This window comes from Gilliamella sp. B2889, from assembly GCF_026536885.1.
Classification (GTDB): Bacteria; Pseudomonadota; Gammaproteobacteria; order Enterobacterales; family Orbaceae; genus Gilliamella; species Gilliamella apicola_E.
This window is the reverse complement of the sequence record NZ_JAFNNF010000001.1, coordinates 37806-57144: the sequence shown is the minus strand read 5'-3', so window position 1 is coordinate 57144 and position 19339 is coordinate 37806. Positions and strand designations below refer to the sequence as shown.

Below are 19339 nucleotides of genomic sequence, written 5' to 3'. Positions count from 1 at the left end.
TTAATAAATTTGATCTTGTTCACAAAATTATAAAAATTTCTTAAAAAATGGATGACTATTTTTAAATGTAGATGTAACTTTATTACTAAACATGCTTATATATTTAGTAATAAAGTTACAAACAAGGAAATTTTTATGTCTAATCCTTTACCTATCATTTTAGCAAGTCATGGCCCTTTTGCTCAGGGTGCACTTGAATGTGCACAGATGCTTATGGGCGAGCAAGAAAGTATCCACATTATTTCAGTTTTAGTTGATAGCAATATCAATAATTTACGACAAGAAATGCAAAGTAGTTATAAAAAACTTAATCAAGGCAATGGAGTAATTATTTTGGTTGATATTATGGGAGGAACTCCCTGCAATCTTGCTAGCGAATTACTGATATCCCATGACGATGTTTTACTATTTTGTGGTTTTAATATTCCCGTACTACTTGAAGTTTTAAACAATCGAGAGGGAACATTGAACGATGCCAAACAAGCTATTGAAGAAGCATTTCCTCAAAGCTGTAAAGACGTTAGACAACTGCTAAATATTAAAAATGAAGAAGTTAATGAATTGTAAGGAGAACACCAATGCCAATTAATGTAGCACGAATCGATGACCGATTAATTCATGGACAAGTTATTACAACTTGGGTGAAAAACTATGATATCGAGCAAGTATTAGTCATCAACGATAAAGTTGCTGATGACAAAGTTCAACAATCAGTATTAACCATGTCTGCACCGCCAGGATTAAAGGTTTTGATCTTTGGAGTACAGCAATTTATCGAAATCTTAAAAAAGACACCTATCAAAAAAAGAACAATGTTACTGTTCACCAATAGTATTGACGTTGACGCATTAGTGGACGGTGGATTGTCACTTGAAAAACTCAATGTAGGTGGAATGCGTATGCAAGATGGTCGTCATCAATTATCAAGAGCGGTGTCTGTCACACCAGAAGAAGAACAAGCATTTAGAAATCTCATTGCAAAAAATGTTGAAGTTGAAATTCAGATGGTGCCTAAAGATCCAATTGTCGATCTAAAAACCCTACTCAGCTAACACTATTTATTAAAACATTTATTTCTATAATTTGGAGGTTAACACATGTTAACACAAGCTATTCTTGTCGCCATTTGGGCGGGAATTTGTTCACTCGATGATGTTGGGCCACAAATGTTACGTCGGCCTTTATTAACTGGTACTGTAGCAGGCATCATCATGGGTGATATGGTTCAAGGATTAGCCATTGGTGCAACACTTGAACTTATGTGGATGGGCGTTGGAAATGTTGGAGCTTACTCTGCGCCAGATATTGTTGCTGGTGCAATTATTGGCGTTTCATTAGGTATTTCAACTGGCGGTGGTGTTGCCACTGGAGTTGCATTAGCCCTACCCGTTTCAATACTTTGCCAACAATTACTTATTCTATGGCGATCATTTGCTTGTTTCTTAAATCCATGGGCAGAAAAAAGCATACAAAATGGAGATTATAAAGGACTAGTTAAAGTACATTATTTTTCAACACCTATATGGTTTTTAATTAGAGCTGTTCCATGCTTTTTAGCAATTTATTTTGGCAGTGATCTTATTAAAACAATTTTAGACGCTATTCCAAAGAATATAATTGATGGTATGGGTGTCGCTTCAAAATTAATCCCCGCAGTAGGTATTTGTATTCTATTGTTGATGTTATTAAAAGGCTCAATGTGGTTCTTCTTTTTACTCGGATTTGTTTTAACTAGTTACCTAAAACTACCAATCATACCTGTTACCTTCGTTGCACTTGCCTTTGCTGTTTTATATGACATGGCATTCACCGCGGGCAAAAACAATAATCAAAATAATCAAGAAAAACCTATGCAAAATGACAGTATTGAAAAGGAATATGACCTATGAACAATGAAAAGAAAATTACTAAAAAAGATCTTAATAGTGTCTTTTGGAAAATACAAACAATCCCTTTTTCATTCAACTATGAAAAATTACAAACGATTGGATTTGCTCACTGTATGATTCCAATTCTAGACCGTCTTTATAAGGACGCCGATAAAGAAACTCGCGTTAGAGCAATGCAACGCCATTTTGAGTTTTTCAATACGCAAGTTAATGCCGGAGCATTAGTTCTTGGCGTTACAGCTGCTGTCGAAGAGAAAACAACGGAAGAAGAAAAAGATGCGGTCATTTCGTTAAAAGCTGGATTAATGGGCCCGTTTGCAGGTTTGGGTGATAGTCTACTGAAATTTACTTGGATGCCGATATGTGGAAGTATTGGTGCAGCTTTTGCGTTACAAGGTAATATCATTGGACCCATATTAATGTTTTTCATCTATAATTTAGTCAACATTTTTACAAAATATTTCTTTGTTCATTATGGATATAACAAAGGAATTGATCTTATAGAGCAATCTAAAAATTCAAATATTATTCAGCGAATTAGTAACGTTGCTAATGTCGTTGGCGTAATGGTGCTAGGATCGTTAATAGCCTCAACAGTAAAAGTATCAACACCTTATTTAATTGAAGTTGGTGAGCAATCAATAAAAGTTCAAGAAATGTTTGATAAGGTAATGCCAAATTTATTAACGCTTCTTTTTACCTTAGCTGTTTTTTTCTTAGTTAGGAAATTTCAAGGTAAATATACAGTATCGCTCATTATTGCTGTAATGGTAATTGGAGTCGTTCTTTCATCAGTCGGCATATTACACTAGGTAGGAAGAAAGTTATGTTAGAAAAAAATAATGAAATATCAGTAATTAGGAATAAGCAAGGAAAATTAGAAGTTACTTTTAATAGTGATAAGCCTGCAGATTTATATTGGACAACCGAAGCTGATGTAAACACTAATAATAAAACACTAATTGGAAATGCATTAAAATCCCCAGTAATATTTGATGATCCATTAAACGCTAAAAGCCGAATCTATCTCATATTACAAATAAATGGCCAAAAACCATTTTTATTTGGAGAACGAACATTACCAATCAATGGACTAAATAATTTCCGTGATTTTGGTGGTTATGTCGGTGCGAAAGGAAAACTTATAAAATGGGGAATGTTGTATCGCTCTAATCATCTTCATGGCCTAAAACCTGATGCACAACAATATATAAAGGCATTGAATATAAAAACAATCATTGATTATCGTTGTGAAAATGAGGTTAAAACAAGCCCAAATTGTTCAATAGGTGAAAGACAAACCTTTAATTTGGATGCCTCTGCTCAAACAGCTGAATTAGCTGCACAATTTGCAGCTGATCCAAGCAACGAAGATCGCGCATTAATTGAAAGTGTTCTTCGTGATATTCCAAAAGAATTAGTTAATGGTGACGGAATACAAGTACTTGAACAATATCGCAACTTTGTACTAAGTGAAAAATCTAAAAAAGCTTATCGAGAAATGTTAAGAGTAATTTTAGATTCAAATAATAGCCCTAGCCTTCAACACTGTCGCGGAGGTAAAGATCGGACTGGTTATGGTGTATTGTTAATTCAAGTTATGTTAGGCGTATCTGAATCAGATATTATATATGATTATATGCTAACACATGATAATCGATTGGAACGCAATAAAATAAAAATGGCAGCTTATCGAGAGATCACTGATAATGAAGACGTTTTGGGTTATCTACTAAGTTTAATTGATACCCGAGAAATCTTTATTAATGAGGTTTTCGATACTATGAGAAAAATTGCAGGCTCACCTAGCAATTACATTAAGCAAGAACTTGGTTTTACCGATAAAGATTTCGAAAAAATGGCGTCTATTTATCTCGAAGCTTAATCATTCAGTTAATAATTTAAAAGCGTAATTGTAAAATTGCGCTTTTTTCAATTTAAACAAATTATTGAAATAAATTGTAGAAACATGAAGCATAAATAAAAAGTGCTGAAAAACTTTAAAATGAGCTTTCTACTTTTTCCACTATTCAACTAAATCTAATTGATCTGAGTATAATTTTCGAAAGCAAAAGAAAATCAATTATCACCACTTATCAAAAGATGTCAGATGTATTTCCATGCTGAAGTGAAATTGAATTTATATTCAATAATGAAGAAAAATTTTAAAAAACTGATGATTATAACGCTATGAATCCATTACTATATTTGATTAAATTCTTAATCTAATGCTTTTAATTATTTTGTTTTAAAGTATTTAATTGAGACAAAGAATATAACCATCATTAATATTGCCATGTTATGTTTATCATGCTGAATGACAAAAACTATTAATAATGTTAGGAGACATTTGCCCCAAATAGACTTATTTAAAATTTTGTAATATCGTTAACCAATCATCACTTAATTTTGCATGAATAGTGATAGGGGTAGATGTAATGGGATGAATCATTTTAACAGTACTAGCATGTAACATCAGGCGCTTAATATCAAAATATTGACTAAAAGCTCGATTTTGATGAAGATCACCATGTTTACTATCACCTATGATAGGGTGAAAAATATGTTTAAGATGACGACGTAATTGGTGCTTTCTTCCTGTTTGTGGCTTTAATTCAACAAAGCTATATCTTGCCGTTTTATATTTACCCACTTCAATAGGCAACTCTATTTTACTCAAACCTTTATAAAAAGTTATAGCATCTTGGGCCGGCTTATCTTTACGAGTAAACTTATCAGCGATTTTATCCAACTCTTCAACTAAGGGATAATCAATGATTGCTTCATCATCAACATAACCACGTACAATAGCATGGTAAACTTTTTCTATTTGTTTGGATGCAAATTGTTCAGACAATAATCTTGCAATCTCACTAGATAAAGCAAAAATTAATACACCTGATGTTGGTCGATCAAGACGATGGATGGGATAAACATGCTGTCCGATTTGATCGCGCAACGTTTGCATGACAACGACAGTTTCATTTTTATCAAGCCAGCTTCGGTGTACTAACCACCCTTCTGGCTTGTTGATTGCGATTAAATCATTATCTTGATAAAGAACTTCAAAGACCATCTTAAAATTAATATTTCTAATTTAAAAATATTTTTTCAAGTTCAGCGGCAATACTTGGGCTGTTATTATCGCCAATTGAATAATTGGCTTTTTCTTTGACTTCTTTATCCGCATTACCCATTGCTATGCCTAATCCTGCTATGGATAACATACTGATATCATTGTAACTATCACCAAAAGCTACAATTTCACTTAATTTGATATTTTCATGTTCAGCCCAATGCTTTAATCCGTTTCCTTTAGTATTCCCTTTTACCGCTACATCAGCACGATTTGACCATGACCATTCACAAGAAAACTCACCGAGCGCATCAACCTCATTTGAAAATTGTTTTAATGCTGAAATATCATGACTACTGGTCGCAAATTTGAAAATCAAATTTGCTTGATCAATCAGTTTCTCGAAGTCATCAACTTTTTTAACTTCTGGTTGTAGAAATTCAGGTAAAGACTTCACCCATTGAAAGAAACCTTCTAAATGATCATCAAGAACTTCATAATTCATAAACTGATCAGTATAAATCATAGTATGAATACCATATTGGTTAACTAAATTTAACAATGTCTTTGCTTGTTGTTTAGTCATTGGTTTTGCAGCAAAGTTTTGCTGCTTTTCGAAATCGTATAAATAGGTCCCATTACAGCAAATCGCAGGTGTAGATATTTTTAGTTGGTAGTAATAAGGGTGAATAACGGTATGATGACGACCTGATACCAAAATGACTTTAATTCCTTTATCACTAATTCTTTGTATCATATCTACTGTTTCAGGAAGGATTAAACGATTACTACCAAGTAACGTTCCATCCATATCAAATGCGACTGCTTTATATTTCATAAGCTCTCTCTTCCTATTTTTTCTTAATACATATTAACCGTTAACAACCTAGTTGTTCATAAATCGCAAAAAGCTAAAAATCTATCTTTTGTCGACCAACAAAGGAATGTGACAATGTTGTACCATCAACCATTTCAAGCTCTCCACCCACTGGTACACCGTGCGCAATTCGAGTCGCAACGATATTAAATTCATTACACATCTGGGCGATATAATTGGCTGTAGCATCACCTTCAACCGTTGGATTGGTAGCTAAAATAACTTCACTAATTGATTCTGAACTTAACCTAATTTTTAAAAGGTCGAGACCAATATCACTCGGGCCAATACCATCAAGTGGTGACAGATGCCCCAGTAAAACGAAATAACGACCACTATACTGCCCTGTTTGCTCAATAGCAAAAATATCTGCTGGCGATTCAACCACACAGAGTTGATCGCTACTTTGTCGACGGACATTCGCGCAGATATTGCAGATCTCCTGTTCAGTAAAGGTTCGACATTGTTTGCAATGACCAATATTATTCATAGCCTCATTTAACTCTTCAGCCAAATGGAGACCTGCTTGGCGATTACGTTGTAATAGATGATAAGCCATTCGTTGTGCTGATTTTGGACCAACCCCAGGTAAGCAGCGAAGTGCGCTAATAAGTGATTCTAGTAACGGACTGATTTGCATGAATTAACCACATAATTAAAAGATGAATAATAATACCTTGTTTGAATTGTCTGTAAAACAAAAAATATTCTATTACTTTAATTTAAAAATAATTAATCTTTCATATATCACTAATAACGATTAGTAACTGAAAATTAAGCTTAGTTGTGTTTTAGATTATTTTTTACTGCGACGATAAAAGCTTTTGGGCTCTTCGCCTTTTAATAGGCGCATTATGTTGCTACTATGGCGAATAATGATTAAGCATGAAAGCATTGTAACAGGTAATGTCAATTCTGGTTTAAATAACCAAACATATAAAGGTGCAAAAAGAAAACCGACTATTGCCGCGACAGAAGAATAACCCGTTGTAATTAATGTAAAAAACCAAGTCAACAAAAAACAACCTGTAAAATCAAGTCCAATCGGCGCCATCATTCCTAACGCAGTTGCAACACCTTTTCCACCACGAAAATGAAAAAAGCATGGAAAAATGTGTCCAAGACAAGCCGAAATACCAATAATACCCAAAAAGAAAGGTGATATTCCAAGTCGATAAGCAATATAGACCGGAATAGCACCTTTTAACATATCAAAGATTAATACAAAAACAGCAGGTAATCGCCCATTAATCCTTAATACATTTGTCGCACCGGGGTTATGAGAACCATATAAAGAAGGATTATGTAACTTCATCAAATGGCAAATTATCATAGCACCTGAAAGTGAACCACAGAGATAAGCAATAATGATCATTAGTATAATCTGTAATGACAAAATCCTTCTCCTATGGTTAACTTTATTTATATAACAATACTTACTACTTTTGTTTTTCCAGTAATGGTTTTAAGTATTTACCAGTATAAGATTTTTTCGATTTAGCAACGTCTTCTGGTGTTCCTTCGGCGATGATTTCTCCACCGCCACTACCGCCTTCTGGACCTAAATCGACAATCCAATCGGCAGTTTTGACAACATCTAAATTATGTTCGATAACTACAATAGTATTGCCTTTATCTCTCAATGAGTGTAGTTGAGCAAGCAATTGTTTTACATCCGCAAAATGTAAGCCCGTAGTTGGTTCATCTAGGATATAAAGTGTGCTACCAGTATCTCGCTTAGATAACTCTTTTGCAAGTTTTACTCGTTGCGCTTCACCTCCAGATAATGTTGTTGCTGATTGACCAATGGTAATATAAGCAAGACCAACATCAATTAAAGTCTGTAATTTGCGTGAAATCATCGGTACCGCGTCAAAAAATTCTCGACCTTCTTCAACAGTCATGTTGAGGATTTCATTAATCGACTTACCTTTGTATTTGATTTCTAATGTTTCTCGATTATATCGTGCACCATGACACTGATCACAAGGCACATAGATATCAGGTAAAAAATGCATTTCAACTTTAATTAAACCATCACCTTGGCAAGCTTCACAGCGTCCACCTTTAACATTAAAGCTAAAACGTCCAGGATTATAGCCTCTTGCCCTGGCTTCTGGTACCCCAGCATAAAGCTCACGAATTGATGTAAAAAAGCCAGTATAAGTTGCTGGATTAGATCGTGGTGTCCGTCCTATCGGGCTCTGATCTATCGCAATAACTTTATCAAAAAAGTTTAATCCTTTAATTGATTTGAATGGCGCAATTTCGGTTTTTTCAGCGCCATTTAATTCGTTTTGAGCTAATGGATATAAGGTGTCATTGATTAATGTTGATTTACCTGATCCAGAGACGCCAGTAATACAAGTAAATAGCCCTACAGGAATGTTTAATGTGACATCTTTAAGATTATTTCCTGTCGCGCCAATCAATGATAACATCTTTTTCTTATCAACTTTATGACGTTTAGCTGGGATCTCAATTTTCTCTTTTCCAGAAAGATATTTACCAGTCAAAGAGTTCTTACTTGCCATAATCTGTTTTGGCGTACCTTGAGCAACAACTTCACCACCATGAACACCAGCGCCTGGTCCAATATCAATCACATAATCAGCAGCCATTATCGCTTCTTCATCATGTTCAACAACAATGACGGTATTACCTAAATCGCGTAAGTGAGTTAATGTATCAATCAAGCGACTATTATCACGCTGGTGCAAACCAATGGATGGTTCATCGAGAACATACATAACACCAACAAGCCCCGCACCAATCTGACTAGCCAGTCGAATTCGTTGTGCTTCCCCACCGGATAGGGTTTCAGCCGAACGTGACAGGGTTAAATAATTCAAACCAACATTAATTAAAAATTGCAGACGATCATTAATTTCTTTTAAAATCTTTTCGGCTATCTGCGCTCGTTGTCCAGTTAAATTAAGCTTATCAAAAAAATCTTTGGCTTGTTGTGTGCTTAAATCACTAATTGTTGGTAAATTAGTATCATTAATAAACACATGACGCGCAGTTCTACATAATCGTGAACCGCCACAACACGGACAAGGACGATTACTGATATATTTAGCTAACTCTTCACGTATAGTTTGTGAATCAGTTTCTTTATAACGACGACTAAGATTATTGATGATCCCTTCAAAAGGGTGATTACGTTTAACGACATCACCACGATCATTGGTATAAACGAACTGTATTTCTTCATCACCAGAACCATTTAATAAAATATCTTTTACTTTGTCAGATAATTTTTCATATGGCTTATCGATATCAAATTTATAATGGTTTGCTAGCGATTTTAGCATTTGAAAATAGTAGAAATTACGTCTATCCCATCCTTTGATCGCTCCGGCAGCTAAAGAAACTTCAGGCATTTGAACAATACGCTTTGGATCAAAATATTGTTGTACACCTAAACCGTCACATTCCGGACATGCACCAGCAGGATTATTGAATGAGAATAATCGCGGCTCAAGTTCTGGAATGCTATAACCACATATAGGACAAGCAAAATTGGCAGAAAATAGATGCTCTTCTGCTTTCGGATCATCTAAATTCGCGACTTTGACAATACCATTAGTTATGGAAAGCACTGTTTCGATTGATTCGGCTAAACGTAATTTCAAATCATCCCGAATTCGGAAACGGTCAACAACGACTTCAATTGTGTGTTTTTTCTGAAGCTCAAGTATTGGTGGATCTGAAAGGTCATAAACATCACCATCAACTCGAACTCGAATATAACCACTTGCTGCAAGTTGTTCAAATAATTTAACGAACTCACCTTTACGCTCAGTAACAACCGGCGCAAGCAACATATAGCGGTTTTCAGATGGCAGAGCCATAATACTATCAACCATTTGCGACACAGTTTGCGCAGCTAAGGGTAAATTATGATTTGGACAGCGTGGCTCACCGATTCGAGCAAATAAAAGTCGCAAATAGTCATAAATCTCAGTGATTGTTCCCACTGTTGAGCGAGGATTATGCGATGTTGATTTTTGCTCAATCGAAATGGCAGGAGATAATCCTTCAATATGATCGACGTCAGGCTTTTCCATTAGTGATAAAAATTGACGAGCATAAGCTGATAATGACTCAACATATCGCCTTTGGCCTTCAGCATATAAGGTATCAAATGCTAATGATGATTTACCAGAGCCGGAAAGACCGGTGATAACAACCAATTTATCTCTTGGTATAACTACATTTATATTTTTTAAATTGTGTGTTCTTGCACCACGAATATCGATATCTTTAATTGACATAGATCTCTTCTTATGTGTGTTTTTAGATAAATAAAATTAACTGTATATTATACCAGTATCAAGTGATTAAATATACAACTATATAGCTCAATAGGGTCTATTAGCAGAAATTCAATAATATAAGCCAAAATTGTCAATTAAATAGCACAAATTAAGCATTTTTACCCCTCAAAAACCCCGTTCCTCAACTTTTTTTCAAAATAGATTAGAACTAAAAGTTATATTTCTATAACTCTAAATTATTGGTTTCTTGAATTTAATCATCTTACAATAAATCATTGATACACTTTTTTGATATAAGGAATAATTTTGAATAACGACGTTTTACAAGCATTAAATTTATTAAAATCGAAAAAATGGATAGATTTGACTCATGCATTTGATCACAATTCGCCCCATTTTTTTATGTTTAAACCGGCTGAAATAAAAACACTATTTGACCACAGTGATGGCTTTTTAGCGCAAAACTTTAGTTTTGCTGGTCAATATGGTACTCATTTAGATGCGCCAATTCATTTTGTTCCTAATACTCGTTATTTGCATGAACTTGAATTACAGGAATTAGCATTACCTCTAATCGTAATTGACCAATCTATACGAGCAAAAGAAGATCCCAATTTTTCTTTTTCTAAAGATGACGTATTAGCTTTTGAAAAGCAACATGGGCAAATTGAAGCGGGTAGTTTTGTTGCACTGAGAACAGACTGGAGTAAGAAATGGCCATCACAATCTGCAATGGAAAATAAAGATGAGGATGGAAACAATCAAATTCCTGGCTGGGGACTTGATGCATTAAAATTTTTATTTGAAGAACGAAAGATTAAAGCTATTGGCCACGAAACTTTTGATACCGATTCAGCGAAAGCATTTCGAGAAAATAATGCGCTAAAAGGCGAATACTATGTTTTAGAGCAAGATACTTATCAAGTAGAATTAATGACAAATTTAGATCAATTGCCAGCCAAAGGCGCGGTTATCTTTAACATTGTAGCCAAACCAAATAACGCTTCGGGTTTTCCAGTACGCTCTTTTGCAATACTACCGTAATCTATTTTGCCTAAAAATCGATATTAAAAATTTTTAGAGCCAAACTATTCTGATATAAAAAACGGTCATTACTGACCGTTTTATTTACTAACCTTCAATTAGTTTTGGCGTAGCATCCAAAGGAATAATAGCACCTCGATACTGAATCACTGTACCGGCAACTAGGTGACCTTGGCTTGCTGATTGTGAAGGATTTTTACGACTTAAACGTGCAGCTAAATAACCCGCACTAAATGAATCCCCAGCTGCCGTGGTATCAATAACATCTTCTTTAGCAATTTTATTTGCTGGAACGTCAAAACGCCCTTCCACAGAATCAATAATACAACTATCGCTACCACGTTTAATGACTACTTCAGAAACACCAAACTTTTTAGTTCGTTCAATTACTTGTTCGTACGGTAACTTGCCCCATAATAAGTCTTCATCATCTAAAGTTAAAAACGCAATATCAGTAAATGATAAAATATCAGAATAGACACTTCGAGCCAAATCCAAGCTACTCCATAAACGTGGTCTGAAGTTATTATCAAAAATCACTTTACCACCATTGGCTTTAACTTGTTTTAATAGATCTAATAATTTGATAATACTTTCCGCATCTAAAATTGCAATACTGATACCACTTAGATAGACATAATCGTATTTAGCAATTTGATCAGCAATTTTTGCTGTTTCAGCTGTTTTTAACCAAAATTTAGCAGCTGCATCATTACGCCAATAATAGAAAGAACGCTCACCCTGTTCATCAGTCACAATAGAATAAAGTCCTGGCATTTTATCAGACATTCTTTGTACCAAATCAGTTGAAATATGCTCTTTTTGCCAGCTATCAAGCATCTCTTGACTGAAAGGATCTGTTCCTAAACCAGTCACATAATGAATCGAAAAATCTTTATTTTTTAATAAACGAGATAAATAAACCGACGTATTAAGAGTATCTCCCCCAAAGCTACGGGTTGTTGAATCTTGTTTTATTGAAAGTTCAATCATACATTCGCCAATAACAGCGATTTTTGTTGTCATAGTGCTACCTAAAATCCTTACTTCTATTTATAAATAATCTAATGCGATTTTTACCACAACTTTACGAACCGTTGCAATCTTATTATCGACAGCACAAAGCGGTTTATGTACTTCATTAGGTAAAAATACAATAAAATCGTTTTTCTGTAATACTAGCATAGTTTCTTCGTTAGGTGTTTTGATAAAAGCGATATCATTTTCTGCTATTTTATCTTCTAATACTTGTGTATGAGGAGGTAGAGTGGAAACAGCCATTCCTTCTTGACCATCTAAAACAATTTGCACATCAATATACTTTTTATGGTACTCAGGGTTTGCTTCATGAATATATCTTAATGAATTGTCAGAAACCATAAAAAACATATTATCGCTGTCAATATCATAACGACCAGCTGGTGTATTGCTATTAACGTTGTCTTTTACATATTCAATTGATTGTTTAATCTTGGTAGGCAAATAAGGAATTAAATCCAAATGATTAACATTACCTAAAATCATACTTAACAGTCCTTAATTTCTCAAATGAGGTAATAACTTAAATTAGCTTTATCCGCTTTTATCAATAGCGAAGAAACCTATATAAAAAGAAGTATATACTTAAGTTAGTCTTTTTTGTAGATCATTTAGCAATAAGTTTTTAAAGGTTTTTATATTTTAATTAAAATGCTATTTCACACTGAGTGTTTAAGTTTATCCCCTAAACCTTCAAAATCCATCATTCCAAGATAGAAATGATATAAAAAAGCCCTGATAAACAAGGCTTAAGATAAAAAGATTATATGGTATTTGTTGCAATCATTCCCACTCAATAGTTGCAGGCGGTTTTCCACTTATATCATATACAACTCGTGATATTCCATTGACTTCGTTGATAATACGATTTGATACTCGCCCTAAGAATTCGTAAGGTAAATGTGCCCAGTGAGCGGTCATGAAGTCGATAGTTTCAACAGCACGTAATGAGACAACCCAATCATACTTACGTCCGTCTCCCATTACTCCAACTGAACGTACTGGTAAGAATACGGTAAATGCTTGACTGACTTTGTGGTATAGGTCAGCTTTATAAAGTTCTTCGATAAAAATAGCATCGGCTTGACGCAGTAAATCACAATACTCTTTTTTCACTTCACCGAGAACACGCACTCCTAAACCTGGACCTGGGAATGGATGACGGTAAAGCATATCGTAAGGTAAACCGAGTTCTAAACCAACTTTACGTACTTCATCTTTGAATAATTCTCTTAATGGTTCTACTAGCCCCATTTTCATATCTTCAGGTAAACCACCAACATTATGATGTGATTTGATCACGTGGGCTTTACCTGTATCAGCAGCAGCAGATTCAATGACATCTGGATAGATAGTACCTTGAGCAAGCCATTTGACATCTTTTAATTTTGCCGCCTCTTCATCAAAAACAGCGACAAATTCACGACCAATAATTTTACGTTTAGCTTCAGGATCTGCCTCTCCCTTCAGAGCAGCCATAAAGCGATCTTCGGCATTAATTGCGATAATATTTAACCCAAATTTATCACCAAACATATCCATGACTTGCTTTGCTTCATTTAAACGTAATAAGCCATGATCAACAAATACGCAAGTTAACTGGTCACCAATGGCTTGATGTAATAATAATGCAGTAACCGAAGAATCAACACCACCTGATAAACCTAATAATACTTTATCTTTACCGACTTTTTCTTTTATACGAGCAATTGCATCAGTAATAATTGAAGACGGTGTCCATAGCTTTTCACACTGACAAATATCAATAACAAAACGCGTTAATAACTCTAATCCTTTAACCGTATGCGTGACCTCTGGATGAAACTGTACGCCATAAAACTGTTTTTCATCGTTGGCCATAATGGCGAATGGACAAGTTTCTGTTTGCCCAATTAAGGTAAATGTGTCAGGTAATGAAGTAACTTTATCACCATGACTCATCCATACATCAAGTTGCTCTATACCAGCATCATTGGTGCTATCTAAAATACCGTCTGTTAATTTTGATTTTGCAACAATATCAACTTTAGCATAACCAAACTCTCGTTGATTAGAAGCTGTAACTTGTCCACCCTTACCTACTTGAATTGCCATAGTTTGCATACCATAGCAGATACCTAACACGGGCACGCCAGCATTAAACACATATTCTGGTGCACGAGGGCTATTTTGGTCAGTAGTACTTTCAGGACCACCAGATAGAATGATACCTTTAGGGTTAAATTGTTTGATTTTTTCTTCCGACACATCCCATGGCCAAAGTTCACAATAAACACCTATTTCACGAACCCGTCGAGCAATTAATTGGGTAACTTGCGAACCAAAATCAAGAATTAAAATACGTTGCTGGTGGATGTCATTTTTCATCAAATTTATTCCTAAACTATGGACTAATACAAAATCAAGGCGCTATTGTATCATTTACCGATTAAATTGAACGGATTAAATGAAAAACAATTGTAAATATTTTACATTAATATATTTTAAATCTGTTAAACATTTAATCTTGTTAATTTTATTAGATAATTAATTATATTAAAGAATCAAATATCTGACTATATAATACTTATTTATTCATTACGTTAGTTGAGGAATTTTGAATAATCCCACAATTTTAATCTATGCAAAAAATTTTCTTTACTTATTTAATAAGTATACTTATAATAAGTTTACTTATTAAATAGAGGAAAAATAATGAACACAATTTCAATCTCTTTCGTATTACCAACAAAGGCAAAACCATCTGAAATTTGGCAATACTATACCGATCTTAATTTAAGAAAATTATGGGAAACTGATCTTGAAGACTTTCGTATCTTTGGTGACTTAAAAACAGGCACTAAAGGTATTTTTAAATTACAAAATATACCAGAAATGGAAGTGACATTATCAAAAATCATTGATGAGCAAGAATTTACTGAACAATTTGATATGCCTGAAATAGGTTTATTATTTTTCTCGCATCAAATTGTTGAAATATCAGAAAATCAATATGCTTTGAAATCAGAGATTTCATTAAAACCAGATACAAAAATGGACACTAAAGCATCCTATGATTTTATAAAACAGATTTCTGATGATATTATTGATAAAACTTACAAATTAAATGGCTTAGTTGAAGGATAAATTATGGCAAAGGGCGATAAGTTTTTGACTCAATTTCAAAATGATTCTCAATCCGTTGGTTTTATTTTTATGAAAACTTATTCGTCCTGGCATACAAATATCAAAAGTTGTTTGAAAAAACAGTCTATCACTCATCCTCAATTTATCGTTCTTGCAACTCTTGCTTATTTATCACAATACAACGATGAAATAACACAAGTCACTCTATCCAATCGAACAAATATCGATGTGATGACAATCTCACAAATTTTAGAGAATTTAGAGAAAAAAGATTATATTGAGCGCCACTGTTCAAGCAAAGATAGTCGAGCAAAATCCATTCAACTGACACAAAAAGGATTTGATAAAGCAAATGAAACTGTACCTTTAGTTGAACAAATTGATAAAGAGTTTTTTTCAACATTAAAGAATGATAAAAAACTATTTATGTCAATGTTATTAACACTATTAGAAAGTCAAGGTGAATAAAGTAATTATCCTTTATCATATTTATTCAAGTTTAAAACATCAAATGGCTTTAATTCATTTAAAAATCAATTTGTTAAGTATTGATAAATGAGTTTTATTTAACAAAAATTTCATAATAAAATAATTTGTTGGGTTAAATTTATTCCAATCTTAAAAATATCACTTTTGCCATTTGCAATAAGTTTTACGCGATGAACCTTAAGCTATATTATTTTATTTAACTTGATTATTAGATACTTTTTTATAAAAAAGTCTATACGTAATGCATGACTAGCCATTACGTATAGAACAAAGAAATAAACTTATAATTCTTAATTACCATTTATGTTCTATTCCAATATTTCCTTTATAGCCTTGATGCTTGGTACTTCCAAAATCATGTTCATAATGAGCATCACCATAAAGAAAATTATCTTTGCCTAATTCCGTTTTTATACCAACCCCCAATTCTCCCCAAGTAGTTGCATAATTTTCACGTAAACTATCTTTACCTATTGTGACATGAGTTGGCTTAATAAAGTCATGCCAAACATTACCAATTGCATAAATCGACATAATTTGTCGATCTGCTGCTTGATTATTATGGTCTACTCGTACACCTATTCTGCCACGCAATTGATCCTGATTATTCTGATCGACTTGACGATATTTATCTTTAAAACTATCCAAATCAAGATATTGATAAACAAGTTGAGCTTGAGGTTCAATTAGCCATTGGCTTGAATCAAGGCTATTTTGACTAAAGTTGAAGGCGTGTCCGGCTTCTGCTGAAACAGCTACACCAAAACCATTTTGATGGATAGAACGGGCTTCTTTTCGTGCATCATATTTATTGCGGATTGAAGAGAACTGTCCAACTAAATCTAAATAACTGTTATTAGCAGAAAAATAGGTATTAGTTAACCCAAGGCTAAATGCTTCCGAAGTACCTTTTCCGGTTTTTTTGTTATGAAAAATTAAACCATTAACCGCTCGATATTTATCGGAAAAATCAGTATTAGCTTTAGTATATGAAAGATAAGCACCTATATAATTGTGGCTTCCATCTTCAAATAAATTGTTTACCAGATCATGGCCAAGTTGTAATCCATAAACGTCAGTTTCTAAATTCAACCGTTTTTTTCCGTCTGATTTAAGATGTTTGCCTAATATTCTTCCCCAAGTTTCACTTAAATGTTCATCGCAAGTACTACAATTAGCTAAGTTAAAGTTAGCATATTCGCCTCTACGTTCATGCAAAGTACCAATACTTAATAATCCTTGTTCTTGGTTTACTCGTGGCATTGATACATAACCAGAAACGGCATTTGAATAGATCACCTTTTTAGGTGGTTTTACTGGGTCAACAGGTTTGACGGGTTTGTCTGGGTCAACGGGTTTGACTGGGCCAACCGGTTCAACTGGATTACTTGCCTTCATAGTCCAATAGTATTCATCACCGTTAGTTGTTTGACGTTTTGCCAATTGAACTTCTGTTGCACCTGTCGTTTGTGCATCACCAGTAAAATTGCTTTCTGAGCTTGAAGTTCCTACATTAATAACAGGAATACTATTCAATATTGCAGCAACTTGCTTTATGTTACCATCAATAAAATTTTCAGCTCCATTTGCATTAACAGGAATAACTTTAGTAACACCACTGGCAGCTCCAGTAATTTTTAGAAAGTCTGATTGTGAAGTATTATTATTCCATAACGTATTCATCTTAACTATTGCATTATTTGATGCCGAATAATTACCTTGAATAGTTAAACTATCATTATATTTTCCATGAGAATGATTATCCAAACTAATAATACCACCATCACTAATAACATTACCTTGTAAAATAAACTCATTTGCGCCCGCATCATCAAATGCAGCATTAAGTAACGCACCATTTGATAAAGTTAAATTATCAAATAAAGCAGTTTTACTGGTATCATTTGCTTTCAAATTCCAAGTAAAACCATTATTTAAGTTTAAGTTGAGTGTAGGCGTTTTATTGGCATCTAAAACTTCACCCTCTTCAGTTTTAACCAAACCTTTATAAACCAGCCCAGTCATACTTCCCTTGTCAGAAGCATTAAAGGTAACTGATGACGCTTGATAATCATCATGACTTTGTTCTGTTCCAGTTTGATCATAGGTATTTGAAAAGAACTGATAACCAGATGCGGTATAATTTCCACTCACGTTAAGAATATAACCCGCATCATTTGCTGTTAGATCAGTTTTATCACCGGTAAAAGATAATACAGTATCGACTTGACCTTGATCGACAAAAATTAAATCTTTGCGACCAACAGAACCACTGATAACCGGGTCAGCACTAGTACCATTGGTAGAAAATATCGCATTTTTAAAGCTTGCACTTACACCATGTGATGCAGCCTGTTCAAATACACCACTTGAATTAGCATCATCATGAGTCCCGATTTCAAGTGCATAACCATTTGTTTTGATGATTGTTGAACTATCGTCATAATCTGCTTTTAATGAAGAATTGCGAACCATCTTAATACCAGAACCATTTAAAGCATTTGTTGTATCAATATTAAGTTCACCATGAGATTCTAAAATACCAGCACCTTCACCTGTATTACGCGTCTTTCCTAATTTGACACCCACACTATCCCAGTTCAATGATGAACTATCGCTACCTTTATTCAACACTATGCTATTTTTAGCGCCTTTTAAAATCACTATTGGTGTTAATTGACCATCAGCACCTGTATCATTCGCTCCACCATGATTGGTGGCATTACCCGATACATAAATACCGATGGCGCGATTACCAGTCAAAGTCATATCCAAATCATCATTAACAATAACTCGCCCTGCAGAACCTTGACCATTATTGTCATATGCACCTTGAATAGCACGAATACCATTATTTAATATTGGAGAGGTTTTACCACCTGACGTTGTTTGGTTGATCGTCAGTTTATCAACTGTAACTGTGCTATATTTACCATTATAGGCGTTTCTCTCACCGGCATTTGCAGCTGAACCCGTTAATATCCCATAAGCAGCCACACCACCACTAGAGTTACGACCACGTGTATAGTTATCAGTTATATTTAATACAACATCTTTAGCAGTAATATCGACATTGTGATAAGTCGTAAGCCCCATCACATTACCATCATTCTTTATAGTAAAATTTAAATTGCCCGCTTTAATTGAGCCACCAGAAACACCATAAGTATATTGGTTACCTAATCCAGTATAATCGGCACTGACATTTGCAGTAAGGGTCGTATCACCCACATTTAGTTGTTCATGTAATTTACTCCTAGTTAAAATATAAAAACTAGCATTGCCACTTTGCGTTGCAGTAGCAGCATTAATGTTATTACAACTAGGATCATTTTGGCCTACTAAATAAGATCCATCAGAATTTGCTATACAATCCAATGCTAACGAAGAAGTTGAAGCTGATAAAATTGAAACAGTTATCACTACTTTACTAACACGTCGTGCCAATTCAGAACAAACTATGCTAGTACCAGTTAGAAAATTAAATTTTGTTTGGTATATTTGATTCATAATTCTA

17 protein-coding genes are annotated in these 19339 nt (G+C 34.1%); 8 read left to right on the top strand and 9 right to left on the bottom strand.

Translation table 11 applies throughout. The annotated features are described in order from the left end of the window. Positions 1 to 135: 135 nt before the first annotated feature. Genes J3U09_RS00255 through J3U09_RS00235 form a run of 5 tightly spaced genes read left to right on the top strand, consistent with a single transcriptional unit; the run spans position 136 to position 3774 of the window. The gene (locus tag J3U09_RS00255; protein WP_065563527.1) at positions 136 to 567 is read left to right on the top strand and encodes a PTS sugar transporter subunit IIA; all 432 of its coding nucleotides are present in this window, start codon (positions 136 to 138) and stop codon (positions 565 to 567) included. Between the two features lie 11 nt (positions 568 to 578). Then, the gene (locus J3U09_RS00250; protein WP_065563528.1) at positions 579 to 1052 is read left to right on the top strand and encodes a PTS system mannose/fructose/N-acetylgalactosamine-transporter subunit IIB; all 474 of its coding nucleotides are present in this window, start codon (positions 579 to 581) and stop codon (positions 1050 to 1052) included. 45 nt (positions 1053 to 1097) lie between these two features. Continuing rightward, entirely contained in the window at positions 1098 to 1889 is a 792-nt protein-coding gene (locus J3U09_RS00245) for a PTS mannose/fructose/sorbose/N-acetylgalactosamine transporter subunit IIC (protein WP_267356612.1), read from the top strand. Continuing rightward, positions 1886 to 2701 (top strand): PTS system mannose/fructose/sorbose family transporter subunit IID, encoded by an 816-nt coding sequence (locus tag J3U09_RS00240; RefSeq protein ID WP_065563530.1) that lies wholly within the window; start codon positions 1886 to 1888, stop codon positions 2699 to 2701. Before J3U09_RS00245 ends, J3U09_RS00240 begins: the two co-directional genes overlap by 4 nt. A gap of 14 nt (positions 2702 to 2715) precedes the next feature. Then, the gene (locus J3U09_RS00235) at positions 2716 to 3774 is read left to right on the top strand and encodes a tyrosine-protein phosphatase (RefSeq protein WP_267356610.1); all 1059 of its coding nucleotides are present in this window, start codon (positions 2716 to 2718) and stop codon (positions 3772 to 3774) included. Between the two features lie 480 nt (positions 3775 to 4254). On the opposite strand, the gene truC is transcribed toward J3U09_RS00235, so the two are convergent. The 5 genes from truC to uvrA all read right to left on the bottom strand — a co-directional run bounded on the left by truC (position 4255) and on the right by uvrA (position 10116). Then, a complete protein-coding gene (gene truC, locus J3U09_RS00230; protein ID WP_267353189.1) occupies positions 4255 to 4965 on the bottom strand; it encodes a tRNA pseudouridine(65) synthase TruC in 711 nt (236 codons plus the stop codon). Positions 4966 to 4981: 16 nt separating this feature from the next. Then, on the bottom strand, positions 4982 to 5803 hold the full coding sequence (locus J3U09_RS00225) for a pyridoxal phosphatase (RefSeq protein WP_267356608.1): 822 nt from the start codon (positions 5801 to 5803) through the stop codon (positions 4982 to 4984). 73 nt (positions 5804 to 5876) lie between these two features. Beyond that, complete coding sequence (recR, locus tag J3U09_RS00220) at positions 5877 to 6482, bottom strand: recombination mediator RecR (protein WP_267356605.1); 606 nt, start codon at positions 6480 to 6482, stop codon at positions 5877 to 5879. A 156-nt stretch (positions 6483 to 6638) separates the two neighbouring features. Continuing rightward, entirely contained in the window at positions 6639 to 7238 is a 600-nt protein-coding gene (gene plsY / locus J3U09_RS00215; protein ID WP_141673967.1) for a glycerol-3-phosphate 1-O-acyltransferase PlsY, read from the bottom strand. 43 nt (positions 7239 to 7281) lie between these two features. Next, entirely contained in the window at positions 7282 to 10116 is a 2835-nt protein-coding gene (gene uvrA / locus J3U09_RS00210) for an excinuclease ABC subunit UvrA (protein WP_141673968.1), read from the bottom strand. A gap of 315 nt (positions 10117 to 10431) precedes the next feature. On the opposite strand from uvrA, the gene J3U09_RS00205 reads away from it, so the two are divergent. Continuing rightward, positions 10432 to 11169: a cyclase family protein gene (locus J3U09_RS00205; RefSeq protein WP_267356604.1), complete on the top strand. Its 738-nt coding sequence runs from the start codon at positions 10432 to 10434 to the stop codon at positions 11167 to 11169. A gap of 87 nt (positions 11170 to 11256) precedes the next feature. On the opposite strand, the gene J3U09_RS00200 is transcribed toward J3U09_RS00205, so the two are convergent. The 3 genes from J3U09_RS00200 to guaA form a co-directional block, all read right to left on the bottom strand. Next, on the bottom strand, positions 11257 to 12195 hold the full coding sequence (locus J3U09_RS00200) for a sugar kinase (protein ID WP_267356602.1): 939 nt from the start codon (positions 12193 to 12195) through the stop codon (positions 11257 to 11259). Positions 12196 to 12222: 27 nt separating this feature from the next. Beyond that, positions 12223 to 12693, bottom strand: a complete 471-nt coding sequence (locus tag J3U09_RS00195) for a YhcH/YjgK/YiaL family protein (protein ID WP_267356600.1) — start codon at positions 12691 to 12693, stop codon at positions 12223 to 12225. 297 nt (positions 12694 to 12990) lie between these two features. Beyond that, entirely contained in the window at positions 12991 to 14574 is a 1584-nt protein-coding gene (gene guaA, locus J3U09_RS00190; RefSeq protein ID WP_065563541.1) for a glutamine-hydrolyzing GMP synthase, read from the bottom strand. A 327-nt stretch (positions 14575 to 14901) separates the two neighbouring features. Between guaA and J3U09_RS00185 the strand changes: the two genes are divergently transcribed. Beyond that, positions 14902 to 15333, top strand: coding sequence for a hypothetical protein (locus J3U09_RS00185; protein WP_267356599.1), 432 nt, complete (start codon positions 14902 to 14904; stop codon positions 15331 to 15333). A gap of 3 nt (positions 15334 to 15336) precedes the next feature. After that, entirely contained in the window at positions 15337 to 15801 is a 465-nt protein-coding gene (locus J3U09_RS00180) for a MarR family winged helix-turn-helix transcriptional regulator (RefSeq protein ID WP_267356598.1), read from the top strand. 315 nt (positions 15802 to 16116) lie between these two features. On the opposite strand, the gene J3U09_RS00175 is transcribed toward J3U09_RS00180, so the two are convergent. Beyond that, positions 16117 to 19332, bottom strand: a complete 3216-nt coding sequence (locus J3U09_RS00175) for an autotransporter outer membrane beta-barrel domain-containing protein (RefSeq protein WP_267356597.1) — start codon at positions 19330 to 19332, stop codon at positions 16117 to 16119. Positions 19333 to 19339: the final 7 nt, after the last annotated feature.